This window comes from Alkalicoccus luteus (assembly GCF_012034335.1).
Taxonomy (GTDB): domain Bacteria; phylum Bacillota; class Bacilli; order Bacillales; family Salisediminibacteriaceae; genus Alkalicoccus; species Alkalicoccus luteus_A.
Genome location: NZ_JAATHJ010000011.1, coordinates 58,194 through 82,349 on the forward strand (window position 1 = coordinate 58,194; position 24,156 = coordinate 82,349).

26 protein-coding genes and 1 pseudogene are annotated in these 24,156 nt (G+C 53.7%); 12 read left to right on the top strand and 15 right to left on the bottom strand.

From position 1 onward, the window contains the following. The first annotated feature begins 122 nt into the window (after positions 1–122). From HCN83_RS09295 to HCN83_RS09305, 3 genes are read left to right on the top strand one after another with little or no spacing between them, the layout of a single operon-like run. The gene (locus HCN83_RS09295) at positions 123–1,028 is read left to right on the top strand and encodes an iron-hydroxamate ABC transporter substrate-binding protein (RefSeq protein ID WP_168006591.1); all 906 of its coding nucleotides are present in this window, start codon (positions 123–125) and stop codon (positions 1,026–1,028) included. A gap of 30 nt (positions 1,029–1,058) precedes the next feature. Continuing rightward, positions 1,059–2,048: a FecCD family ABC transporter permease gene (locus HCN83_RS09300; RefSeq protein ID WP_425483608.1), complete on the top strand. Its 990-nt coding sequence runs from the start codon at positions 1,059–1,061 to the stop codon at positions 2,046–2,048. Next, entirely contained in the window at positions 2,045–3,043 is a 999-nt protein-coding gene (locus tag HCN83_RS09305) for a FecCD family ABC transporter permease (RefSeq protein WP_168006593.1), read from the top strand. Before HCN83_RS09300 ends, HCN83_RS09305 begins: the two co-directional genes overlap by 4 nt. 75 nt (positions 3,044–3,118) lie before the next feature. Here HCN83_RS09305 and HCN83_RS09310 read toward each other — a convergent pair whose 3' ends face one another. From HCN83_RS09310 to HCN83_RS09320, 3 genes are all read right to left on the bottom strand, one after another. Next, positions 3,119–3,955: an aminoglycoside 6-adenylyltransferase gene (locus HCN83_RS09310; protein WP_343033688.1), complete on the bottom strand. Its 837-nt coding sequence runs from the start codon at positions 3,953–3,955 to the stop codon at positions 3,119–3,121. A gap of 5 nt (positions 3,956–3,960) precedes the next feature. After that, entirely contained in the window at positions 3,961–6,261 is a 2,301-nt protein-coding gene (locus HCN83_RS09315) for a glycoside hydrolase family 65 protein (protein ID WP_168006637.1), read from the bottom strand. Positions 6,262–6,647: 386 nt separating this feature from the next. After that, a complete protein-coding gene (locus tag HCN83_RS09320) occupies positions 6,648–7,544 on the bottom strand; it encodes a helix-turn-helix domain-containing protein (RefSeq protein ID WP_168006595.1) in 897 nt (298 codons plus the stop codon). A gap of 68 nt (positions 7,545–7,612) precedes the next feature. On the opposite strand from HCN83_RS09320, the gene HCN83_RS09325 reads away from it, so the two are divergent. The 3 genes from HCN83_RS09325 (at position 7,613) to HCN83_RS09335 (ending at position 10,361) form a co-directional block, all read left to right on the top strand. Further along, positions 7,613–7,753: a hypothetical protein gene (locus HCN83_RS09325; protein ID WP_168006596.1), complete on the top strand. Its 141-nt coding sequence runs from the start codon at positions 7,613–7,615 to the stop codon at positions 7,751–7,753. Positions 7,754–7,784: 31 nt separating this feature from the next. Next, on the top strand, positions 7,785–8,924 hold the full coding sequence (locus tag HCN83_RS09330; RefSeq protein WP_168006597.1) for a S8 family peptidase: 1,140 nt from the start codon (positions 7,785–7,787) through the stop codon (positions 8,922–8,924). A gap of 807 nt (positions 8,925–9,731) precedes the next feature. Beyond that, positions 9,732–10,361 (top strand): hypothetical protein, encoded by a 630-nt coding sequence (locus tag HCN83_RS09335; RefSeq protein WP_168006599.1) that lies wholly within the window; start codon positions 9,732–9,734, stop codon positions 10,359–10,361. Here the strand turns inward: HCN83_RS09335 and HCN83_RS09340 are convergent. From HCN83_RS09340 to HCN83_RS09360, 5 genes are read right to left on the bottom strand one after another with little or no spacing between them, the layout of a single operon-like run. Next, a complete protein-coding gene (locus HCN83_RS09340; RefSeq protein WP_168006639.1) occupies positions 10,358–10,759 on the bottom strand; it encodes a VOC family protein in 402 nt (133 codons plus the stop codon). The two genes, HCN83_RS09335 and HCN83_RS09340, sit on opposite strands and share 4 nt — an antisense overlap. Next, positions 10,750–11,262 carry a GNAT family N-acetyltransferase gene (locus HCN83_RS09345; RefSeq protein ID WP_168006601.1) on the bottom strand — a complete coding sequence of 171 codons (513 nt, stop codon included), beginning with the start codon at positions 11,260–11,262 and terminating at the stop codon, positions 10,750–10,752. Before HCN83_RS09345 ends, HCN83_RS09340 begins: the two co-directional genes overlap by 10 nt. After that, positions 11,259–11,822 carry a GNAT family N-acetyltransferase gene (locus HCN83_RS09350; protein WP_168006603.1) on the bottom strand — a complete coding sequence of 188 codons (564 nt, stop codon included), beginning with the start codon at positions 11,820–11,822 and terminating at the stop codon, positions 11,259–11,261. Before HCN83_RS09350 ends, HCN83_RS09345 begins: the two co-directional genes overlap by 4 nt. Positions 11,823–11,837: 15 nt before the next feature. Next, a complete protein-coding gene (locus tag HCN83_RS09355) occupies positions 11,838–12,428 on the bottom strand; it encodes an NUDIX domain-containing protein (RefSeq protein WP_168006605.1) in 591 nt (196 codons plus the stop codon). Beyond that, positions 12,416–13,303, bottom strand: coding sequence for a phosphotransferase family protein (locus tag HCN83_RS09360; protein ID WP_168006607.1), 888 nt, complete (start codon positions 13,301–13,303; stop codon positions 12,416–12,418). The genes HCN83_RS09355 and HCN83_RS09360 overlap by 13 nt, the downstream gene beginning before the upstream one ends. A gap of 85 nt (positions 13,304–13,388) precedes the next feature. Between HCN83_RS09360 and HCN83_RS09365 the strand changes: the two genes are divergently transcribed. Further along, the gene (locus tag HCN83_RS09365; RefSeq protein WP_168006609.1) at positions 13,389–13,550 is read left to right on the top strand and encodes a hypothetical protein; all 162 of its coding nucleotides are present in this window, start codon (positions 13,389–13,391) and stop codon (positions 13,548–13,550) included. Between the two features lie 19 nt (positions 13,551–13,569). Here the strand turns inward: HCN83_RS09365 and HCN83_RS09370 are convergent, their stop codons facing one another. Together HCN83_RS09370 and HCN83_RS09375 are read right to left on the bottom strand one after the other, a co-directional pair. Beyond that, positions 13,570–14,331 (bottom strand): 3-oxoacyl-ACP reductase, encoded by a 762-nt coding sequence (locus HCN83_RS09370; RefSeq protein WP_168006611.1) that lies wholly within the window; start codon positions 14,329–14,331, stop codon positions 13,570–13,572. 14 nt (positions 14,332–14,345) lie between these two features. Next, positions 14,346–14,768 (bottom strand): VOC family protein, encoded by a 423-nt coding sequence (locus HCN83_RS09375; protein WP_168006613.1) that lies wholly within the window; start codon positions 14,766–14,768, stop codon positions 14,346–14,348. Positions 14,769–14,910: 142 nt separating this feature from the next. Here HCN83_RS09375 and hpt point away from each other — a divergent pair, with 142 nt between their 5' ends. After that, positions 14,911–15,450 (top strand): hypoxanthine phosphoribosyltransferase, encoded by a 540-nt coding sequence (hpt, locus tag HCN83_RS09380; protein WP_168006615.1) that lies wholly within the window; start codon positions 14,911–14,913, stop codon positions 15,448–15,450. Positions 15,451–16,174: 724 nt separating this feature from the next. Here hpt and HCN83_RS18615 read toward each other — a convergent pair. The 5 genes from HCN83_RS18615 to HCN83_RS09400 all read right to left on the bottom strand — a co-directional run bounded on the left by HCN83_RS18615 (position 16,175) and on the right by HCN83_RS09400 (position 20,939). Continuing rightward, positions 16,175–16,303: a hypothetical protein gene (locus HCN83_RS18615; protein ID WP_281351715.1), complete on the bottom strand. Its 129-nt coding sequence runs from the start codon at positions 16,301–16,303 to the stop codon at positions 16,175–16,177. Positions 16,304–16,344: 41 nt separating this feature from the next. After that, positions 16,345–17,094: an SDR family oxidoreductase gene (locus HCN83_RS09385; protein ID WP_168006617.1), complete on the bottom strand. Its 750-nt coding sequence runs from the start codon at positions 17,092–17,094 to the stop codon at positions 16,345–16,347. A 72-nt stretch (positions 17,095–17,166) separates the two neighbouring features. Next, entirely contained in the window at positions 17,167–17,793 is a 627-nt protein-coding gene (locus tag HCN83_RS09390) for a pyridoxamine 5'-phosphate oxidase family protein (RefSeq protein WP_168006619.1), read from the bottom strand. Beyond that, positions 17,790–20,306: a penicillin acylase family protein gene (locus HCN83_RS09395; RefSeq protein WP_168006621.1), complete on the bottom strand. Its 2,517-nt coding sequence runs from the start codon at positions 20,304–20,306 to the stop codon at positions 17,790–17,792. Before HCN83_RS09395 ends, HCN83_RS09390 begins: the two co-directional genes overlap by 4 nt. A 21-nt stretch (positions 20,307–20,327) precedes the next feature. Then, entirely contained in the window at positions 20,328–20,939 is a 612-nt protein-coding gene (locus HCN83_RS09400) for a histidine phosphatase family protein (RefSeq protein ID WP_168006623.1), read from the bottom strand. A gap of 119 nt (positions 20,940–21,058) precedes the next feature. Here HCN83_RS09400 and HCN83_RS09405 point away from each other — a divergent pair, with 119 nt between their 5' ends. The 4 genes and pseudogenes from HCN83_RS09405 (at position 21,059) to HCN83_RS09420 (ending at position 23,899) form a co-directional block, all read left to right on the top strand. After that, the gene (locus tag HCN83_RS09405; protein WP_168006625.1) at positions 21,059–21,601 is read left to right on the top strand and encodes a flavin reductase family protein; all 543 of its coding nucleotides are present in this window, start codon (positions 21,059–21,061) and stop codon (positions 21,599–21,601) included. Between the two features lie 26 nt (positions 21,602–21,627). Beyond that, positions 21,628–22,118 (top strand): annotated as a pseudogene (locus HCN83_RS18855) (hypothetical protein). A 113-nt stretch (positions 22,119–22,231) separates the two neighbouring features. Beyond that, entirely contained in the window at positions 22,232–22,669 is a 438-nt protein-coding gene (locus HCN83_RS09415) for an Rrf2 family transcriptional regulator (protein ID WP_168006627.1), read from the top strand. Positions 22,670–22,681: 12 nt separating this feature from the next. Continuing rightward, complete coding sequence (locus HCN83_RS09420) at positions 22,682–23,899, top strand: MFS transporter (RefSeq protein ID WP_168006629.1); 1,218 nt, start codon at positions 22,682–22,684, stop codon at positions 23,897–23,899. Positions 23,900–24,156: the final 257 nt, after the last annotated feature.

A 24,156-nucleotide genomic window follows, 5' to 3' on the forward strand; every position in this document is an offset into this window, starting at 1 on the left:
GCGCCTCCTGCATTCAATATGTAAAAACTTTTATTGACAACGATTCTCATTCGCACTATGATAATCATTGTACTGAAATTGAGAATCATTTTCAATATAAATAGCGAAGGGAAGTATGAATAATGAAAAAAGCACTGATGCTGCTGTCTGTTTCGACGCTTGTACTGACTGCCTGTGGCTCTGGAGACGATGCGGGAGCATCCAACGAGAACAGCGGAGGGACGTTTACATATGAATCTCAAAACGGACCTGTCGAAGTTCCTGAAAATCCACAGCGTGTAGCTGTGCTTTCAACATTTGCCGGTAACGTCATGTCACTGGATGTACCGCTTGTCGGCGTTGATTCCTGGAGCATGGACAACCCGCAGTTCGCAGAGGAGCTGGAAGGTGTCGAAGCCATTTCAGATGAGAATATCGAGCAGCTGATTGAGCTGGATCCGGATTTAATCATCGGTCTTGATAATATGAATAATATCAGCCAACTGGAAGAGATTGCTCCGGTTGTCACATATGAATACGGTAAAGTCGACTACCTGGAGCAGCATATCGAAATCGGCAAGCTGTTAAACAAAGAAGAGGAAGCAGTCTCCTGGGTAGAGAGCTTTAAGGAAGAAGCTTCTGCACTCGGTGACGACATCAAAGCTGAAATCGGGGAAGACGCGACGATTTCCGTTTTTGAAAACTTTGATAAACAGCTGTACGTATTCGGCGACAACTGGGGACGCGGTACCGAAATTCTTTATCAGGAGATGGAGCTTGCTATGCCGGAACGAGTAGAGGAAGAGGCACTGGACGAAGGATACTATGCCCTTTCTGCTGAGGTGCTGCCGGAATTCGCCGGCGACTATATGATTTTCAGCAAAGTAGCGGAAACCGACAACTCGTTTACAGAAACGGAAACCTATCAGAACATTCCTGCTGTCGAGAACGGGAACGTCATCGAAGTAGACGCCATGTCCTTTTACTTCAACGATCCGCTTACGCTCGACTACCAGCTCGAGGTATTTGAAGAAGAATTTCTGAACTAAACTACGGGAAGGACGAACGGCATGCCTGCTATGAAACGTGCCCTTCCTCCAGCTGTCCTGCTGCCGGCCGGTTTTCTGCTGCTGGCAGCTTGTTTTTTTATGTCCTTGTTTCTCGGTGCTGCAGAGATTGGCCCGGCAGATGTCTTCCGGGCTCTATTTACGGCGGAAGGCGGAGAAAACCGTGATATCATCCGAAGCATGCGTCTGCCGCGCGAAACGGCAGCAGCGCTGACCGGAGCGGCGCTTGCTGCTTCCGGTGCGATTCTTCAGGGAATGACGCGTAATCCGCTTGCCGACCCGGGACTGCTTGGCCTGACAGCAGGAGCGAATCTGGCGCTCGCTGTATCCATCGCTTTTTTTACGACAACCTATTTCGGTACGATGATTGCCGGGATGATCGGTGCTGCTGTAGCCGCAGCGATCGTCTTCGGTATCAGCCGTGCCGCGCGGGGTCCCGTCTCGCCATTTCGGATTGTCCTGGCTGGAGCTGCCGTCACTGCCTTTTTTGCTGCCGCAGCGGAAGGGCTTGGTCTGCTCTTTCGTATTTCACAGGAGGTTTCCATGTGGACGGCCGGCGGATTAATTGGTACGAACTGGACTCAAATTCAAATAGTAGCGCCGCTCATTGCAACCGGGATTGCGATTGCTCTTTTACTATCGAGGCAGCTGACTGTTCTCAGTCTGAATGAAGAGACAGCTGTCGGGCTCGGCCAGCGGACTGAACTGATCAAAGCGGCTTTCTTTCTCATTGTGATTATACTGGCCGGCTCAGCGGTGGCGCTTGTTGGAAATATGGCGTTTATCGGTCTCATGATCCCGCACATCGTCCGGCAAGTTGCCGGCACCGATTACCGGCTGATTCTGCCACTTTCCATGCTCGTCGGAGCCGCCTTTTTACTGGTTGCCGATACGCTCGGCAGAACGATTAACGCGCCTTATGAAACGCCGGTTGCCGCATTGACCGCGATCGTCGGTCTCCCCTTCTTTTTATGGCTCGTCCGGAAAGGAGGCCGAACATGACGCCCCTTTACCGTCATGCGCTCATCATCAGTTCGATTTTACTTCTCTGCACCGCCGCCGGTTCCGCTGCACTTGGCCAGGCATCTCTTCCGCTTTCGAGAATGATTCCGGTGTTGTTCGGGTTCGGAACCGAAACCGAGTCGTTTCTGCTTTTTGACATTCGGCTCCCGCGAATTCTGATTACACTGCTTGCCGGAGCAGCACTTGCTGTTTCCGGCGCTGTGCTGCAGGGACTGACGAGAAATGATCTTGCAGACCCCGGCATCATCGGCATCAACTCCGGTGCAGGAACAGCAGTTGCTGTCTTTTTTCTGTTCTTCCCGATCAGTGCGGGCAGCTTTATTTATGTACTTCCGCTCGTCGCCTTTGCAGGAGCTCTGCTGACAGCCGTTTGTATTTATGCGGCTGCCTATAAGAAAGGCACCGGCCTGGAGCCGACTTCCTTCGTGTTAATCGGGGTCGGGTTTTCGTTAGCCCTGTCCGGATTCATGATCGTGCTCATCTCCGGTACGGATCGAATGAAAGTGGACTTCATTGCCCGCTGGCTTGCCGGCGGCGTCTGGGGAACCGACTGGCCGTTCGTTGCTGCGCTCGCCCCGTGGCTGTTGCTGCTCGTTCCGCTCGTGCTTTTCGGCAGCCGGTCGCTGAACGTGATCGGCCTTGGTGAACAGGCAGCGGTCGGGCTTGGCGTTCCTATGAAGCGTACGCAGATTCTGCTTATCCTTTGTGCCGTGGCGCTTGCAGCCGCTGCTGTTTCCGTTACCGGCGGCATCGCCTTCGTCGGTTTAATGGCACCGCATATTGCCCGCTCCTTTTCCGGGGCGGATTATCGGCGGACGATTCCGCTCGCCATGATTATCGGCGCTTTCCTGCTCGTTTTGGCGGATACGATCGGACGGACAGTGCCGGTTACGGACGGGATTCCTGCCGGTGTCGTCGTTGCTTTAATCGGAGCACCATATTTTGTTTATCTGCTGCTCCGCGGCCGGGCGTGAACCCCCCATGGTTTTTATATCAGAAAAGCGGTGCCGGAGATCTTGTTCAGATCCCGGCACCGCTTTTCATTTATGTTATTCCTGCAGGCGCTCATGCAGCCAGCTTTGAAGCCTGTCCTCAACACGATAAGGAAAACCGAGCAGGCCTGCGGTTTCATTCGATGCAGTGGAAAAAGCCTGCCAGAGTGCCGGAAGAAGCCCGGCGATTTTCTCTGGTTCTGCTCGTGCATACGTCCGTTGCAGCATTTGCCACTCCAATTCCGGTACGATCGCTTCCAGACCGTCTCCCTGCTTTCCCGCGTACACCGGTCCGTCCGCTTCTGCAGCTGCCTTCCAGCTGAGCATCCGCCTGTATTCTTTCCGGAGAATCGATATGTGTTCCAACGCATAGAGCAGCTGCCCTCTTGCCAGCCCTTTTACGACATAGGGAGACACCCACCAGAATTCATTGCAGCAATCCGCATATTCAGCTGCTGTCGGCAGAACTACCGCAAATCCAGGCTCCTGCTGCAGTGACAACCTTTGCAACAGTCCGTCTTTATCGAGAAGCATCCTGCCCGGCTCGCCCTGCTGCAGGTAGTTCTCTGTGAGCTTGACCGGAACGAGCGTCAGGTCAATACGGCTGCCGTCGGCGAACTGCATGAGAATCGGGAACCAGCCGAGCCCGTGCGGCTCAGCCAGCGTGGAAAGCTCAGGCCGCTGCATGATTAATCTGTCTCCAAAAGGCGCCAGCCATGCTGTTTCCTGTTGCAAAGCACCCATCTCTGTGACGTAATAGGCAACGTCATAGTCCATCCACCTGTCTTCCGGCGCTCCGGAAACTCTGGAGCCGTGGAGCGTCACCGTCCGCACCTCGTCCATCGCTTCAGCTGTTTCCAGAATCAGCTTGAGCATATCGGCATTTGTCCGCACCCCGGTCAGCCTGCCTGAATTTCCTGATTGGCAGAAGCGGTGATCCGGCTGCCATTTACGTACAGCTCAACGCTCTGATTTGTTTCGTTGATCACCGTCACGCCGTTTTTGCTTACACGGATCAGCAGTCGTGCGCCTCCGAATACAATTTTAAACGAATAGCCGTTCCACTTCTCCGGGAGAGCCGGATTCAGATGGAGCTCTCCATTGCGGACTCTCATACCGCCAAAGCCTTGCACGACCGCCATCCACGTGCCGGCCATGCTGGTGATATGACAGCCGTCTTCCGTATCGTTGTTGTAATTATCAAGATCGAGCCGCGCTGTCCGCAGATACATGTCGTACGCTTTTGCCCCGTAGCCCAGCTCACAGGCAAGCACCGCGTGCACACACGGAGAGAGCGATGATTCATGCACCGTCATCGGCTCATAAAAATCAAAATTGCGTCGCTTCGTCTCTTCATCATACTCGTGATTTAAAAAGTGCAGCCCCTGTAAAACATCCGCTTGTTTTATAAAACAGGAACGAAGAATCCGGTCCCATGACCAGTTCTGATTGAGTGGAAGATGCTTTGCCTCCAGCTCGCTGACAGCCATCAGCTCTTTATCCAGAAAACCGTCCTGCTGTAAAAACACGCCCGTTTCCTCATCATACGGCTCATACATATTGGAGCGGATCTCATCCCACTTGTTCAATTCGTCATCAGTTATACCCAGCTGTTTCTGCCATTTCGCAAACAGCTCCGGCTGTTTCTCTTTCCACGTGGTAAGCGTTTCGAGCGTGTAGGAGAGGGTCCATGCGGCAATCCGATTCGTATACCAGTTATTATTCACGTTGTTTTCATACTCGTTCGGACCAGTAACACCAAGCATCATGTATGACCCGCGACGTTTGTTATACAGCACGCGGTCCTCCCAGAACCGGGAAATCTCCACGAGCACCTCCATCCCCGCTTCTTCTATATAAGAGGTGTCCCCTGTATAGTCCGTATATTGATAAACCGCATAGGCGATCGCCCCGTTGCGGTGGATCTCTTCAAACGTAATTTCCCATTCATTATGGGACTCTTCCCCGTTCATCGTGACCATCGGATAGAGGGCGCCCTTCGAAAAGCCCAGCTTCGCTGCGTTTTCTTTTGCTTTTCCGAGCTGATTCCAGCGGTAGACGAGCAGGTTGCGGGCGATGCGGGAGTCAGCCGTCGCCAGGTAGAACGGCAGACAGTAGGCTTCTGTATCCCAATAGGTGCTGCCTCCGTACTTTTCGCCGGTGAAGCCTTTTGGACCGATGTTTAGTCTTGCATCCTCGCCGGTATACGTCTGATTCAGCTGGAAAATATTAAACCGGATTCCCTGCTGCGCCGCCGTGTCTCCTTCGATCACAATGTCGCTGTCGAGCCATTTGGTTTCCCACGCCTCTGCCTGCTCTTTTTGAAGCTGGCTGAAGCCGGCCTGAAGCGCAGCCTCCAGCGCCTGCTCCGCCTTACCCTGAAGTTCTTCCTTTCTGTGGTCGCGGTTTGTCACATGGGCGGTGTATTTGTAAATCGTCGTTGCTTCACCGTCTTTCAAAGCAATATCTGCCCGGACGCCCGCGTATTTATCGCGGAGGACAGGTGTCGATTCGATCGGGGTGTAGCTACCGTTCTGTTGGATTTCTGTTTCCTTCACCGTGCAGTAGTGAAAATCAAGCTTCTTTGTCTTCACAGTTACAGAGGCGCGCATGCCGTTCACAGACTGGTCCACCGGATCCCAGAACTTTTCGTCGTAGTTGGCATCGGTGTTTTTAATGTCGCCGTCGAGATACGAATCCAGCTCCAGCCGGCCGCTGAATCCTTCCGGTGTCAGCTCATAGGACAGCGCGCCGATTTCCTTGCGCGCCATGCTTACAAAGCGGACAGCCTTAACGTGAACGCGCTTTTCGGAACTGAGCTTCGCGGTAAACGTCCGCTTCAGAAACCCTTCCCTCATGTTCAGCTCCCGGCGGAAATCGGTCACCTCAACCGTCGCCAGATCAAGCTCCGTTCCGTCAATGATCAGCTTTAGCCCGATCCAGTTCGTTGCATTCAATACTTTTGCAAAGTACTCCGGATAGCCGTTTTTCCACCAGCCGACGCGCGTTTTATCCGGATAGTAGACGCCTGCCATGTAGCTTCCCTGCAAGGAAGAGCCGCTGTAGGTCTCCTCGAAATTTGCACGCTGACCGGTATGACCGTTACCGATGCTGAACAGGCTTTCGGATATTTCCTGCTTCTGCGGATCAAATCCCTCTTCAATTATGGACCATGGATCCTGCTTTACATAAGGCTTCATCATATGTGCATCTCCTTTCACGAATAAACGGCTTTTGCAGCGCTGTTTGATTGTGCAATCGTTTGCATCCCGAAATAAAAAAGAAAAGCCGTTTTTTGACTATACAAGCAGTTTACCATGTTTTTCAATTTAAAGAAAGCGCTTCATCAGACCGATGTCCAGCCAGCGTCCACCATTTGCGCAGCCGGCTTCTATCGATAAAAGTCCCAACTGTCGCAAAAGTTGTTTTCTGCTGGTGTGCCGGAAGATTTGGCAACTGCTTATCGATAAAAGTCCCTAGTGCCAATAAGCTGGATATTAGTGTACTAATATTTCGATGGGCGAATCGCATTGATAATTGCTACTGTTGCAAGTATTCTGAATTCATCACAGAGGCGGGCAGCAGCCTACACAAGATACTGTGCTTTCTGCTCCCATACCAGCTTCGTATACTGGCGTTTGTTCAATATCTCAAAAAATAAGAGCGCCCGCTGGTAAGCCTCTTCGATATCGGCCGTTTCTCCCGGAGCTGTCCGCTCAAGGCACTGTCCCCGGTAGTAATAGAGCTGGCCGAGCATCGACATGTTTTCCTGCTCAATGGAACGGTTAATTGCACGATTGATGACCTGCTGCGCCTGATCGATCTCGCCCATGTCATACAACGTTTTCGCTTTGTTGTACATGACGCGGATTAAAAAAGCATCATAGTTCAGCTCGTTAGCGGCCGATTTTGTCCGGACGCGGGTATTTAATATCCGATCCTGGTAGTAAATCGTCTGCAGCGGACGACCTTCGAACGCATGAAGGTAGGCGAGGGTGTTCATGATGCGCAGGTGAAGGTGATGACGGCGGATTTCCGTATCGTCTCCCTCTTCCAGCAAAAAGCGCAGCCGGTGAATCGCTTCACGGGTATCGATTCGATCCGTGTAATAGCAGGCAACGGTGTGAAACCAGGAGAGATAGCAGTCGAGAGAAGCGTCTTCAATCTCACTCTCTGCACGCAGCTTCTCAATCAGCTCGTAAATCTCTTCGTGCTTCCGTTCACGAGCCGCTGCTTCAATCTGACTGACGACCTGATCACGCGCTTCAAAATCGGGTTCAATGAAAACGTCAATGAAAAGCGTCAACGGCGAATCAAGACGGAGCGCCAGGTAGTAAAGCGTATCAATCTTCGGAATCATATCGCCTTTCTCTATTTGAGAAATTGCACCCTGCGTACAAATACCTTCGGCAAGCTGCTTTTGCGACATTCCTTTTTCTTTGCGGATCGCAGCGATGGTAGACCCGAGCATTTGGCTGTTCATTATGCATCACCTGTTTCTGGACTTGGTCTTTTCACTATACCGTACTTTTTAAAGGAGGTGAACGAATCATGAAATACCTGCTCATGGCAGCACTCATCGTCACGTTTGCCGGAGGTGCCGTCTCAGGCTCTCTCACAGCTGCTGAAGACACGGCTGATCTGCCTTACGAAGATTCCGTCGAGCCGATGGACCTGCCTTATGAAGACTAAAATTCCTACTATTTGATGAAAGGATGATTGGATGAAGAAAGCTGCTTTTGGAGGACTTACTGCTGCATTGTTTTTAATCCCGTTTACGGCTGGTGCTGAAACGGCCGATGTGGAAACGGAAGGCGATAAAGAGGAGTATCTGGTTCAGTTCGACGGACCGGCTGAAGCGGGCTTAATGAACGCTTTCGGTGTGGAAGACGAGGATGTTCTGTATGAGTATGACTACCTTCCCGTCAACCTGGTCGAACTGACAGACAGCCAGGCAGAGGCGCTTGAGGATCACCCGCACGTTGCGGCACTGGATGAGAACGCTGAGGTGACCACGCTGCAGGATATCCCTTACGGCATTGAGAGCGTACAGGGTGTGCAGGCGCAGGAGCTCGGCTTCCGCGGTGACGGTATGGATGTAGCGATTCTTGATACAGGGATCGACATTAACCATGAAGACCTGGCAGCTAACGTGCAGGGCGGCTTTTCCGTATTCAGCGACTCGGCTAACTCCAATCCGTTCTCTGACGGAAACGGACACGGTACGCACGTAGCTGGTACCGTCGCAGCCGTAGACAATGATCTCGGCGTTCTCGGCGTCGCACCGGATGCGGATTTACATGCAGTCAAAGTGCTCAGCAATGACGGCAGCGGTTCCCTCGACGGCATCGCTCGCGGCATCGAATGGTCGATTGAAAACGATATGGACATCATCAACATGAGTCTAGGCGGTGCTTCCGGCTCCTCCGTGCTCGAGAACTTCACTGATCTCGCTTATGACGAAGGTATTCTCGTCGTCGCAGCAGCCGGTAACGACGGTAAAGGGATGGGCTTCTTCGATACAGTCGGATTCCCAGCCCAGTATGAGTCCGCCATGGCTGTCGCCGCTGTTGATGAAAACAACAACACGGCTTCCTTCTCCAGCGCCGGACCAGCTGTTGAAATTTCTGCACCAGGTGTAAACGTGCTCAGTACTGTGCCTGGAAACGGCTATGATGCCTTGAACGGTACGTCTATGGCAGCACCGCACGTCGCGGGTGTCGCTGCTCAGGTTTGGCAGGCGAAACCGCACCTTTCCAACGTCCAGCTACGCCAGCTGCTGAACGACACAGCAGAACCGCTCGGCGCCCAGCGTGACTACGGAAATGGTCTGATTCAGTCTGTTGACGCAATCAATCAGTAAGTAACACCCCTCTCCCCCTTTCTTGAGAGGCCGTCCCCCTGCCCGGGACGGCCCTTTTTTGTGTGGAAAAAGTGACGTCGGCGAAGGATCGGGACTTTAAGGAGATACAGCGGTTTTTGCATGGGAGCCCGCCTGCATCAAGTCCAGCTTTCGACGTTTTCGTGCCGGTCTTTTTTGCAGGCGCCGGATATGAGTACGCAGCGGTGAAATGATAATTTGAACGTCCAGAATGAAAACTTCCGGCACGATCGTGATAAGATTTTCGCTATCAAGAACGCCAGTTGATAACAAAGTCAAGTTTCAGCCTTGAAATCATAAGTTCAGAGCCGGGATTGAAATGTTTGATGCTCCAAATAATAAGTTTGCGCACATCCTTCATAACTTTCTCCCGCGGAAAAAGCTGGACTGGACTTTCGCCTTCGAAAAGTTGAACGTTTGCCTGTAAAAGTTGAATTTTTTCCTCCTCCAGTTAACGTTTTCTTCGTTATAACAGTTCTAAGTTGATGCTCGTGAACACTTTCGCAGCAAGGTTGATGCTTTGCGGGCGAAAGTTGAACGTTAGGGTTTGCTGGCCGAGGTTAATGCTTTCGCGGAAAAAGTTGAACATTTTCCCTGCGGCCGGCGCTTCTCACATACGCAGTATGCTGACAGACGAAGGCGAGTTGACACCCGCCTTCAAATTGGAATACGATTACCATATCGTACATCACTTATTGGCAGCCATTCGTTTCAGAAAAGAAATGCAAATTTCGTAAACTGTAAACGGGTGAACAGGAAAGGTTTCTTTGAATAGCAGGGGGAGGATGAATGATGATTGAAGACTATCTGCGGGCGTTTTCCGGAAAGCTCTATATGTTTACGGACCGGCAGAAAAAACCGGTTCTGCGACAGGTGCGTGAGGATTTAGAGGAAGCAAAGGCCGGGCTGATCGAGCACGGCGAGGACAGCGTTCAGGCTGAAAAGCTGGCCGTGCGTCAGTTTCCGCCTCCATCTGAGATTGCTGCGGAATGGAATGAATCCGAGCAGGAGCGGTATGACGAGCAGTTTCAGCCCCGAAATCTCGGCCTCGGTCCGCTGCTTTCCCAGGGGATGCTCGTTCCGCTCTTTTTCCTGCAGTGGCCGATCATGCACGGTTCATGGAACGATCCGGGCCGCTATGCGTTCTGGCTGACGGCCCTCGTCATCGGCCTGCTCGTATTCATGTTCTATTTCCGCAGGCGGCCGAACGCCTACCTGCTCTCCGTCGTGAAACAAATGCGCTGGGTGTATGCCGCTCTGCTTGCCGCGGTTCCCATTCACCTCGGTCTTTTCTTTCTAATCGGCACCGGCGATCTCATGTTCAGCCTCGTCTACGGTGCTGTTTTTCTCGCTTTGCTGCTGGCATTCGGACTTGTTTTTGAATGTTGGCGAAAGCGGGCTTTGCAGCTGCCTCACTAAGCTTCTTCCGCTGCGATTTCTACTTTGATCCGGTCGGGGTCCTCCGTGTAAAGCGCATAGTGATCCGGTCCACCCGCAAACGGATGGCGGTCTTCGTACAGGACCGGCATCCCTCTTTTTTTGACCTCCTGCGTGAGCCAGTCAACGTCGGCTCTCTTCGGCACCCGGAAGGCGAGATGATTCAACCCAGTGCGGCAGCGATGATACGACACGTCCTGGAACCGCTCCTCGGTCTGCACGATGACGAGATAAAAGTCGCCGTGGCGCCAGCTTCTCCCTTTTTCCCAATGCTGAAACGGGGTGAATCCAAGCTCCGGCAGCAGCCATCCCCAGTAGGTCTCAGATTTATCAAGCCGGCTGACGTACAGCTCCAGATGATGAAGCGGGTTCACAGCGATTCCTCCAGCTTCGCCGTCATGCGCAGCTCATCATAATACACGCCGTCCACAAACAGCGCTTCCTCTTCTCTTCCTGTAACGTAGAAGCCGAATTCTTCATACAGCGAGATCGCCGCGTGATTTTGCGCGGTAACATACAAATTCAGCTGTTCAATGTAGGCATCATCTTTGGCCGCCTCCCAGACTGCCTCCAGCAGCCTGCGACCGATGCCGTGCCTTCGCATGGACGGATGGACGAAAAAAGCGGTTACTTCGGCCCGGTGCAGCACCTTCTTCAGCTGCTGCGGGAACAGTGTAATCACGCCGCAAAGTCTCTCTCCGTCAAAGGCGCCGTAAGTCCAGGCGCTGCTTTCCTGAAATCGCTTCTTGAATTTCTCCACCCCATGCTTCGCTTCCTCATCCAGGCTCGTCGCAAATGCCTCGGGGTGCATATGCAGCGCCTGCAGCCGAAGCTGGAAATAAGCTGCCGCATCCCATTCCTCCAGCCGTTCGACGTTCATCATTCCGTCACCACCTTTGCATAAATACACGTGTCGCGCAGGCCTCCGCGTTCATAGCGCGTATCCTGACGCAAAATTCCTTCCAGCGTAAAACCGAGCCGCTCCGCCACCGCCCGGCTTTTGTCGTTTTTCTTGTCGCAGCGAATCTCGATCCGGCGCGCACCCATTTCACGTTCAGCAAAGCGTGCGACCCCGTCAACCGCTTCTGTTATGTACCCCTCCCCGCTGTAGCGCGCATCCACCCAGTATCCTATTTCCACTTTCGGAACGGTCCAGTCCACCCGGTGCAGTCCGCTCGAGCCGACGTAGGCGCCATCTCCTTTCCGGAACAAAAACAGCCGGAAATCGCTTCGTTCCAAATAGCGGAGTGCCGCTCTGCGCAGCTCGGCTTCTGTTTCTTCCACTGTGTCATCCAGCGGGATAAACGGCAGCCATTCTGCTAATGACGAGCGAGTCGCCTGCTTCGCTTCCCAGACGGCCTGGCCGTCGCCCGGCATCGGCATACGGATGATCAGCCGCTCTGTTTCAAACTGCTCCGGAACCGTTCGTAATATATCCTCCATCTCTACTCCTCCTCGTCAACTTCTTTTTAAGGCCGGCATTACTTGCTCCCAGTACCGGCTGCTGTGCGGCACGATGTCTTCCCGAGTAAGGACGACCTTTCCGCCCGTGTCTGTACTCCCGCTGCAGGCTGACCTCACGCCTGCTGTAAGCTCATGAAACTCCTCCAGCTTCACACTGCAGGCCCCGTCCGCTTCGCCATCACGAAACTGAAGCCGCTTAACGACATCGCGATCGGTATGCAGCTGGAACACGTGGCAGTGCTCCCGATCCAAAAAAGCACCGATTTCAAGCTCGTCGCGCAGTCGCCCGAGCGGACGAAGATCCGCCATCGTCACCTGCAGACCGATTTCTTCCTCCATTTCTCTGACACCGTCTGCCGCCTGTTCATCCGCCGTCAGATGACCAGCAGCTGTAATATCATAAAGCGAGGGAAAATCACGCTTTTCGCTGCTTCGAAGCTGAAGCACTACATAGCGGTCTTCCTCGTCATCAAACGTGACCCAGCACTGAAACGTCTCGTGCCATTCACCTGTGCGGTGCACCTCATCCCGGCTCATCGTGCCTCTTTTCTCGTAGTCCCTTGTGAAAGTAGTTACGTGCTCCACACATTTTCCCCCTCATACCATGCCGGCTTTAATCGCTTAAAATGATCGTGATCGCGCAAGGCCCGGTCGATTCGCCGTCTCGTCATCTTCTCTTCTTCCGGAGCAAACATCTGACCCCAGGCAAGCGACGAGAACAGCACCATAGCGGTATATAAGCTGTACCGTTCCCAAAAAGCAGACGGTACCTGATCGTGAAAGTACCCGTGAATCTGCCCGCAGGCAAAGGCTTTGCTGTCATCAAGCTGAAAGAGCGCTGTTTTGACAAAATCGTGATAAGGGTCACCCCAGTCCATATTGTCAAAATCAATTACACCCGTCAGCCGGCCGTCGGATACAAGAAGGTTCCCAAGATGAAAATCATCGTGCTGCAGCCGCTCCGGCACGTGATTCATCCAATGCCGGTGCCGCTTCACCCATGCGGATACGTCATGTATTCCCGCAAAGGTCAGCTTTTTCTCTTTACACATCGCTTCGTAGCGGAGGTGCTTTTCCCACGCACGATCGGCCCAGCCGATTTTCTCTGCAGGCGCTTCTACGGCATGAAGCTTCCGCAGCAGAGCGCCTGCTTCCCTTCCCAGCCTGTACATGTCCGCTTCTGTCTTTGACTCCTTGCAGCTTCGCACATCCTCTCCTTCGATCCAGCTCAGCTGCACCCAGAGATACGGGGCTTCTTCCTGCACACACATTACTTTCTGCACCGGCAGGCCCTCCATAAACAACCGCTCCATCACGCGGAGCTGTTCCCGGCGCTTTGCCTGCTCTGCAAGCGGGAACCGTTTTATGACCGACTTTCCTGTCCTGTTCTCTGCCAGGTAGCAGGGATGTTGCGAAAATCCCTTTAACTGCTTTACGCGCTTGCCCGCAAATAGGTCCATATTTTTCTCTCCTTGACGCTGTGCATGTTAGAAGACATCCAGCCCTCTCGTTATGTACACTGTCTTTACGAAGGAGGCGATACGCATGTTTCGAAAACTCCGCACCCTGTTTGGAGGACGACGCTGCGAGTTCTGCGGCAAAGCTTCCAGTGAAGCACAGCGCTATGAAGATGAAACAGGCAGGCCGATCCACGTCTGCTTTCAGTGTGTACCTTACGCTGAGCGGCGCGGCTACCCGAAGCGTTAGCCGGCGGCCACCGGCGTGATTAATTCATGACCAGTCCGCCGTCAACAATCAAATTCTGTCCGGTCACTGCGCGCGACCACGGCGAGCTGAAAAACAGAACGGCATCTGCCATTTCCTCCGGTGTTGTCACCCGCTGCAGCGGCGTTGTCTGCCGGATAATATCAAAAACTTCAGGCGTCGTCACGCTGCTTGCGTCGGTCTCTTCCAGCAAACCACCCGATACCATATTGACGGTGATGCCGGACGGGCCGAGCTCCTTCGCTGCATTACGGGTAAAGCCGAGGAGCGCAGCTTTGCCTGACGTATACTCGTGATACGGGACGACCGGATTCTGGACGAGATTCGTACCGATCATGATGAGGCGGCCGAACTCCTGCTTCTTCATCGAAGGCAGCACGGCCTGCACGACGTTCAGCGCGCCCTTCACACTTCCTTCCATCTGCGTTTCAAACGATTCCCATGAGACGTGCTCCAGATCCTCCTGCGCCTCCGGGTCAAAGCGGAAATCGACGAGCGCATTATGAACAGCGGTGGACACCGGCGCTCCAAAATGACGCTCTCCTTCCTGAACGAGACGCGCTAGTTCTTCTTTCTTTCTGACATCGGCCTGAAGAGCCACTGCCTGTTCCCCGATTTCACGGGCCAGCGCCTCTGCTTTTTCCTGGCTTTGATAATAATTAATGATCACCCGCGCTCCCTGTGCTGCAAATGCCTTGGCGCATGCGGCACCGAGTCCGCGCCCTGCACCGGTGATCAGAACAACCTGGTCCCGAATATTCATATCTGCTTCTCCCCTTATTCTTTTATAATCAGCATGTCGTGATCGTTAAATTCCCAGTCTTCTGAATAGGCGGCTTCCCAGTAGTAGCCGTCCGGGTCGCGGAAATAGCCGCTGTACCCTCCCCAAAAGACGCGCTGCGCTTCTTTGACGATCGTTCCGCCTGCATCATGAGCAGCTTGCAGCACGTCCCGCACTTCCTGCTCCGATTTTGTATTATAAGCAAGCGTCATGCCGGTAAACCCTTCGGCAGGTGCTGCGCCAATATCTTCAGCAAGCTGGTCTTTTGGAAACAAAGCAAGCCGGGTGCCTGCGTTTTGAAAAAAGATAATCCCGTCCTCCGGGCTGCCGCTCGTTTGCATGCCGAGCCCGTCCCGATAAAAGGCGAGCGAGCGCTCCAGGCTGCTGCACCCAAGCGTAATGAGATGAATGCTGTTCACGTAAATCCCTCCTCCGCTCTTTTATTCGATTCTGATTCAAGGATTCCTCTTTTTTCCTGCAGGCGTTTTACATTTTCAGCTTGTGGCGTTATGATACGTAGGGATATTCTTCTCGATATTTATGTGAAAAGAGGGAGACGTTATGGCATACGAAATCCATGATACGATGCTTTCCGAGGAAACGATTCAACGACGTGTTCAGGAGCTTGCGGATGAGATTCAGAAGGATTTTCACGATGAGCCCGTCACGTTGATTGCAGTATTGAAAGGCTCGTTCGTCTTTGCAGCTGATCTGATGCGGGCGTTTAAGTCAACGGTCAATGTCCAGGTCGACTTCATCTCGGTTTCCAGCTACGGCAATCAGACAGAAACAACTGGCAAGGTCAAGCTGTTAAAGGATCTCGACAGCAACATCACCGGTGAAAACGTCGTCGTCGTTGAAGACATCGTCGACAGCGGCCTGACGCTTGATTTTCTCGTCGACCACCTGCGTATGCACCGTCCCAAAAAGATGGCTGTCTGTACCTTGCTCGACAAACCGGAGCGCCGCCGCGTGGAGCTGCCGATCGATTACGTCGGCTTCGTCATTCCCGATGAATTTATCGTCGGCTACGGCATTGATTACGCCCAGCAGTTTCGCAACCTTCCGTATATCGCAAGCGTGCGTCAGACAGCTGAATAAGCGATACGTAAGCCGTCCTCAGGGGGCGGCTTCAGTGTGTCGATAACGTATTTTCAGGTGAATAAGATTGCACCTGCCTGTATCTGCGGACACTCGCTTTCCGGAGGGAACGGGCTCGGCTTTCGTCTCGTTCTGATCCTCTCGGAGTCGAGGTCCTCCCATGTCGGCAGCTGACAGTACGATTCAAATGCCTGATTCTGATTGGCACGAGCTTATTAGATGCAGATGAAACCTTTCGTTATGTGACGTTTCTATGTGGAATAGCACTGCCAGTACGTCATGGAAATCACCATGAAAGCAAAAGAGCAGTCACGTCTTCCTATCGTATCGTTATTCTCCAATAAGCAGATCCGTTTCACCGACGGGTCCGGCGGGGGCGCAACAAGCAGTCTGAAGATTCAATGCCGTTCAAATCTGCGAACGGCATTAACGCACGTGTGAAGCCGGTCTGGGTCTTAAAGGCTTCTCGCGAGAAGCCTGTGTCCGAGTGAAGCCTCATAGCCGTTCGATCTTGAACGGCATGAAAAGCGCGAGTGGAGCCGGACCGGGTCTTAAAGGCTTCTCGCGAGAAGCCTGTGTCCGTGTGAAGCCGCGCCATCCTAGTGCCTTTCTTCCATTCATACAGGGGCCACCCGAGAAATAGCTGAAGAGAAGCCCACGGCAGGCTCGGGAAACAAAGGGGAAATACCCCCAAATGAATCAACATATAAGCTGATTGACTTTGTCAACAGCCTGAAACCGCCTCCTGAAGGCGGTTTTTTTGCTGATCATTCGATCCGGAAAGCCATGCAAAGGCGTGAAGCTGTTCCTGTGCAACGACCGATGAACGGTGCCGGTCTGGCTGCACCTGCACAAAAAAGAAGCGGCGTGCGGCCGCTTCCCGGTCTTTCTCTATCAGCCCTGATTGTTCGGGCGGACGATGATTTCGTTCACATCGACGTTTTTCGGCTGCTGCACCGTATAGTAGACAGCTTCGGCGATGTCTTTGCTGTCAAGCGGCGTCATTTTGCCTTTGCCGAAGTTCTTTTCGAACATTTCCAGCACGTCTTCGTCTGTGATTGTTTCTGTCAGCTCCGTATCCACGACGCCTGGTGAAATAGATGTTGTGCGGATATCGGTGCCGGCAAGCTCTTTACCGAGACCTTCCATAATCACACGTGCTGCAAACTTCGTCCCGCAGTAGACGGCTCCGGAAGGCATAATTTCATGGCCCGCAATTGAGGACGTCGTAATAATGTGTCCGCTGTTCTGCTCCTGCATATGCGGCAGCACAGCGTGAATGCCGTACAAAACGCCCTTGATGTTAACGTCGACCATCTTTTCCCACTCATCGACCTTGCCTTTTTCCATGAAGCTGAGCGGCATCAAGCCGGCGTTGTTGAAAAGCACATCGACGCCGCCGAACGTGTCGACCGTAAACTGGATCAGCTCGTGGACTTCATCCTTTGATGTCACGTCCGTCTGCTTGATCTCTACTTTACCCGGCTTGTCCTGCAGGCTGTTCTGAAGCTCCTCCAGCCGGTCTTTTCGACGCGCAGCAAGCACGACGTTCGCTCCTTCTCCTGCAAACTTTGCAGCTGTTGCTTCTCCGATTCCGCTGCTTGCGCCGGTGATGACAATCGTTTTTCCGTTCATATCAGACATGGTAGAACCACCTTTTCGTCATTTTTGCGTGCAAGGTTTGTCTACCCGCAATTGTCTGATTAAAAACGCGACTTAGTACAGCCGCTCCCGGTATCCGGTCTGAAGGCGTTCTTCAAGCTCTGCTGCCGACTGCTCGGAAGCGGCGTGCGCCTTTATCATTTCTGCAGCGCGCGGCAGGCTTTCGACCGGCGGCCACGTATCCGGCTTCCACAGCTCGGAACGCCTCAACGCCTTGGCACAATGGACGAAACAGCTTTCCACTGTCACCCCGATCGCAAGCCACGGCTTCTTCTCCTTCATCGCCATGCTCGCGAGCAGGTCTTCCTCTTCTGTCAACACGGCTGTCCCATTGACGCGGAGCGTTTCACCCATCCCCGGGATGAAAAACTCCAGTCCGATGCGCGGATTTTCGATCAGATTAAGCAGGGAGTCGAATCGCTTATTGCCCGGCCGCTCCGGTATGACGAGCCGCTGATCGTCCAGCACGCGGACAAAGCCGGGCTGATCGCCGCGCGGCGACGCCTGGCAGCTCCCTGACGCGTCCGCCGTTGCCATGACCAGAAATGGGGAGCGTGCGATAAACGAAGCCGCATGATGGTCAATCAGCTGAATTTCTTTTTTTACGGCAAGTTCACTCGGGGCTCCCAGCTTTTCCCGCAGCGCAGCCTCGGAGGCGATCATGTCTTTCCAGTCCGTCATGATGCACCCTCCGGCACGAACCGCACGCGGTTCATGTCTTCTGCCTCTTCTTTATTATAAATCATCTCTTCAAATTCTCCTTCCGTCCAAATGGTCATCTGATCCTCATAATGCGGCGAGCGCCACTGACCGGACTGTCCTGGAATGTTCACGTCGTAAAACCGGTCTGTGGAGGCTAAATCTCCGATAAACCGCCAGCCCGCACCATGATTGGCGATCCCGGTTTCCTCATCAAAGCTCGACGCTCCCGGCGTAAATCCGCTTCCGCCCATCTCCCCGCCGTTTACGTTCAGCAGATGATTTAACGGCCAGACTGCTCCGAGCGGATGTGCAATTTCCACCTGATGCCAGTCTCCCCAGCGCCAGGATGAGGCATTTCCTCCCTGCAGCTCCTCTGCCTGCTGGACGGCTTCAAAAAATGTTTCCCGCGCAGCCTGCGCAAACGGGACTTGATACCGCTCATCCAAATAAGCAAAAACGACTTCCGTTTCCGCAGCATCGGCTATGACCCGGTGTCTCGATACGTGATTCGTCACTTCAACCTGCAGGTAGCGCTCAAACAGCGTTTGCGGCAGCCCCTCGTACCAAAGGTGCCAGATGAGCGCTCCGCTGCTGTCGACATCTTCGAGATAATCCCACTGCTCGAGCTGCTCCAGTGCCTCTTCCTCCAGATCGGACAGCTCGTCCAGTATCTCCCCTTCCAGATCCGTTCCGCCGTGCAGTTCTGCATCCCAGTCACGGACCGCTTCTGTCATGAGCGGAACGAGCATTTCTGCCTGCGTATTGACGACATCGGTCTGCATCTCCCGCATCGTTTCCAGCGTAAATGGATCGCCGGATGCCTGCTGTTCCGCAATCATCTCCTCCAGCCGGAGACCGCGGTAAGGAAAGTAGCTGCGTCCGATTTCATAGTCAAAGTCCTCATCAACCGGCATGTGGTTTGCCGTCATCACATAGCCCTGCTCCGGATTCATCTCGCCCGGAAGTTCATCCGGCTCCAGAAACCCATCCCACTGAAAGTCCGGGTCCCACCCCGGAACCGGAAACATGCCGTCACCGTTCTGGCGCACTGGCAGAAGCGCCTGTCCCTGCCAGCCGAAATTACCGTCTGTATCTGCAAAAACCCAGCCAAGTCCCGGAGTGACAAACCCTTCCAGCCCGGCCGCAAATTCTTCAGCGGTTTCCGCCCGATTGACACGGAGAATACCGTCGAGTTCTTCACCGGGCTCCAGCCCGCTCCAGCGCAAAGAATATGCCTGATACGGTCCTTCTTCGATCACCCGGTTCATGACCGGGCCATTTCTCGTTTCGTCCACGTAGTGAACATACGGCTCCGGTTCATCGTCAATGTGTATTTCCTCATAATGACGCTCTGCTTCTTCCCATTCACCGTCGTATAAGTATTCATTCGGATTTTCCGGATTCACCTGCTCCAGAAACACATCCTCGTAGTCCGCGCTCAATGACGTGACACCCCAGGCAACCTCTCCGTTATGACCGAGCACGACGCCGGGGATACCGGGCACCGTCACGCCAATCGAATGAAAATCGCCGGTGAGCTCCAGGTGTGTCTGATACCAGACGCTCGGCACAGCAAGATCCAGGTGGGGATCGTCGCCGATCAGCGGAGCGCCTGACTCGGTCCATTCCCCGCCGATGACCCAGTTATTGCTCCCGTTCCACGGCTCCGGCAAAAAGGCTGACAGCTCCTCCAGATCCGGCTCCACGATTCCCGCCTGCTCCTTCGTCAGTTCCTCGTATGCTGCGACAGCCGTGCTTTCTGAAGGCTCCGGCAGCCCGTCGCCGATCACCGGAAATTCATCGACAGCCGCATAATCGGGAAACATCGCTTCCGCTTCTGCCCCGAAGCGGCGCACGAGTTCATAATGGGTCAGCTCATCCCGGAAATTCCCTGTAAGCGTGTAGCCCATGTACTTAACGGCAATGGCCGTATCTTCTGCTGTCCATTCATCCGGCCGGTAGCCGAGAATGCGAAATTCCAACGGCTGTTCGCCTGCCTCAAACGCATCATCAATGTAACCTGTGACCCCGGCCGCAAAGGCATCCACCATCCGCTCCGTTTCGTCATCAAACTGCTCGATGATCCCATCGACTGCGCGGTGCATCCCGTAGGAACGGAAATACTTATCGCTTTCCAGTGCATCCTCGCCGATCACCTCTGCCAGGCGCCCGCCGGCTAGCCTGCGGGTCATATCCATTTGAAACAGCCTGTCCTGAGCCATCACGTATCCTTGCGTATAAAACAAATCTTCCAGCTCGTCCGCCTGTATCTTTGCGACGCCGCGGCTGTCCCGGATTACTTCCACTTCTGCCGTGAGAGGCGCCTCGATCGTTTCCCCGTCGAGCTGCGGATGGCTCTGAGCTGAAAACCACCAGATAAACAGCAGTCCTGCCAGCAGCAAACTGCACATCGTGAGCAGCATGATAATTCCGACACGCACGTAGCGGCGCTGAAAAAATGGTTTTTTCTCTATGTAGCCTCGGTCCTGCATCGTTGATTCCCCCTGCTTTTGTTACCAGCCTCTGCCGGCTTTCGTGTGGTCGATGCTGCAGCTTACCTCGATCTGTCCGTTCGTTCCGTTCCAGTCCACGATCGTCAAACACGTTTCATGCACATATGGCGGTTCCCAAATACGACGGAGCGGACGATCTTCAAATCGGTTAATCAGAAGCTTGATCACGACAGTATGGGTGACGAGCAGGACGTTACCGGCCGAGCACCGGCTGATTTCCTGCAAAAAGCCGTCCACGCGCTTCTCCACTTCACCGTACGTTTCGCCGCCGTTCGGCTGAAAGCGCTCCGGATCTTTCCAAAACGTCTGCCACGTCTTTTTTTCGGAGGGATGCAGGTCTTCCTGACGCTTTCCTTCCATCGAGCCGAGCCTCATTTCCTTTAAGCCATCGTGCAGGTGGATCTGCTGATCAGGCACAAGAATGTCAGCTGTCTGCTCTGCCCGCTTGAGCGGACTGGCCCATGCTTCATCAAAGGAAACTTCTTTAATCCTCTCCCGAAGCAGCCCGGCATCGCGTATTCCCGTCTGGGTGAGAGGTGAATCACCCCATCCTTGCATCCGCTTTTCCACGTTCCATTCTGTCTGTCCGTGCCTCACGATATACAGCTTCATCGGCATCCTCCCTTTCTATGCTTCTCTTTACTTCCCTGCCGGCCGTGCATTTTCCTGCCTGCTGTTAGCTTTCCGGCTGAGCGGGTATGAGTAAACGGACGACGAAAGGAGGAAGACAAATGGATTCCAAACAATCGAAAGACCGCTACAGCTCCATTTATGACCTGCGCTCTCGGGGTGTCTTTTTCGTCTCTGTCCGAGACGGGGACCGGGGCCACTTTCACTTCGGCTGCTGGAGCACCCAGTGCTCCCATGAGCCGCCGCAGATGATCACGTGCTTCCCGAAAGATTTTGAAGGGACGAAGCTGCTTGAAACCTCTAAACGATGGGGACTCAGCATGGCCGCAGCCGATCAGGAACAGCTCCACGATACGTTTTTCTCAGGCAGCCAGTCGATCGAGGCACTAGGCGAGGACCAGTTTTTCTACACGAAAAACGGTACGCCGATTTTAAAGGATGCCGTGGCCTATTTTGATATGGAGGTGCGCGAGCTGATCGACAGCGGCGATTTTGTCATCGCCATCGGTTATATTGTCGAAGGAGAGGCGCTTCACCCTGATAAAAAAACGTTGAACGTCGAATACCTTTCCGCCGAGCGCAACGCCGATTATATGACCGGACCGCTGACGCTTCCGTTTGACGGATTTGATTTGAAAAAGTAGCCGGACAGGAGGAGGCAGCGTTCATGATCAATCTGTTTGATGCTCATTTGCATATCATCGATCCGGCTTATCCGCTGCAGATGAACAACGGCTATGAACCGCCGGTATTCACCGTTTCTGACTACGAAAAACAGCGCGCGTGGCAGAACGGCGGCGGAGCTGTCGTTTCCGGATCGTTTCAAGGGGTCGATCAAACGTATGTAACCAATGCGCTCAGGCAGCTTGGCAGCGGCTATGTCGGCGTCACCCAGCTGCCTTCCACGGTGACAGCAGAGGAAGTAACGGCGCTGCAGTGAAAGCGACCGGCTTTGGACGCTATCAAGGAGATCCGATCGAGGCCATGGTGCAGATTAACCAGGAAAACCTCGAAGCGCTTATGTTCGGCACTGACCTTCCTTCAACAAGAGCGCCCGTTCCTTTTTCCGAGCAGGATATCGAACGCGTGCAGCATGCTTTCTCCAACAGTGAACGTATTTTCCATCACAATGCACGGCGCTGGTACCGTCTGTTTGACTGACTCATCGAAAGGCGCAGAGTAAAGGTCATTCCTTTTACTCCGCGCCTTTTTTCTATGTTATACTAATTATAGACATTAAGACTCTTTAATTACGTTAAAAAGGAGCGCTGTAGATGAAATACGCGCAGGCTACGAACTATGCCCTTCACACGATGGTCTATTTAGCGAGCATTTCTCCCGATTCGCTCGTCGGCGTCCGGCTGCTTGCAGAGCTGCAAAGCGTCTCAACCACGTACTTATCCAAAATATTAACGAAGCTTGCCAAAGAAGACCTTGTTTCCTCCAGCCCAGGTGTCAACGGAGGCTACCGTCTTGCCCGTTCCGCTGATTCGATCACGTTTCTCGACATCATTGAAGCCGTCGAAGGAAGGCAGGCGATTTTAACGTGCCAGCTTGCCGGCGTTGAAAAAGAAGAGGCGTGCGTCATTCAGCAGAAGATGGAAGTTGGAGAACAACAGCTGAAGTCCTATCTTGCAGGCATTACGATTCTGGAAATAGTAGAAGAGCTGGATGAGAGTGTGAAATCATTTCTGCTGAAGCACCAGCGTTAGGAGGAAGAAGCGATGTATAACGGAAAATCAAGAGAATACTGGTTCCGGCGTACGCTTCTCGTCACCGCTCTGGCACAGGTGCTCGCTGGCGGCGGGCTCGCAGCCGGAATCACCGTCGGCTCGCTGCTCGCCCGCGATATGACCGGAACCGCAACCGCCGGCGGACTGCCGATTGCAGTCTTTACGCTGGGATCGGCACTCGCTGCCTGGCTCGTCGGAAAAGCAAGTCAAAAATATGGACGGCGAAAAGGACTCTCTGCCGGCTTTTACACCGGCGCCATCGGCTCTCTCGCCGTCGTAGCCGCCGCTGCTTCCGGTCATTTTCTGCTGCTGCTGCCAGCGCTGTTTATTTACGGCGCGGGGATGGCAACGAACCTGCAGGCCCGCTTTGCAGGGACAGATCTCGCATCTGAAAACCAGCGCGCAACAGCGATCAGCCTCGTTCTCGTCGCGACGACGTTCGGTGCAGTCGCCGGTCCGTTTCTTGTTGATGTGACAGGGAACGCAGCAGCCTTCATCGGCCTGCCTCCGCTGAGCGGCCCCTTTCTCTTTGCTGTTTTTGCATATGCTGGCGCGGGACTTATTTTAACTTTGTTTCTGCGCCCGGAACCGATGGAGCTTGCCCGTAAACTGTCTACTCCAGCCGTAGAGGAAACCGTCTCCGCTCCTGCTGTTAGAACCGGCCTCTTTGCGGGCGTCTTTATCATGGTGCTCTCCCATTTCATTATGGTGGCGATTATGACGATGACGCCGATTCACATGGAAGGACACGGGCATCACCTGCAGGCTGTCGGACTCGTGATCGGGCTGCATATCGGAGCGATGTACCTGCCTTCCCTCGTTACCGGCCGCCTGATCGACCGGCTCGGGCGAAGGGTGATGACTGCCGCAGCCGGCGTCATTCTGCTCGCTTCCGGCGTCATGGCTGCTTTGGCAGGCCCTTCTCTCGTTCTGATTACGACCGCGCTGATCCTGCTCGGAATCGGCTGGAACATCGGTCTGATCAGCGGCACAACAGTGATCGTTGACTCTGCTCCGCCAAAAGAAAGAGCTGCTGTACAAGGCCGGGCCGATATTTTCGTCGCCCTCTCCGGCGCCTCCGGCGGTGCCCTTTCCGGCATGGTCGTCGCCGGAACAAGCTTTCCGTTTCTCGCAGCAGCCGGCGGACTGCTGTCGCTGCTTCTGCTGCCGCTCGTCTTTCCAAAAAAACGAATCCTGCCGGCGCAATAACCTTAGGCTGTCTCGTAGGAGACGGTCTTTTTTGCGGGAGCGGTCAAACGTGACACAAGACGGTGCAAAAGTAACTCAGGCAACACAAGCATACGTTATAACGAATAAAACGACAGTGGGGGGCCTGAAATGGTGTTAGTCTCTAAAGTGGACGATGATAGGCGTGACAGGTAGACTCAAAGGTAACGCACGATCACGGAGTTCAAAATCTGGGAAGGACGTGAATAGATTGAGCTATCATGTATCGCCAGAATATA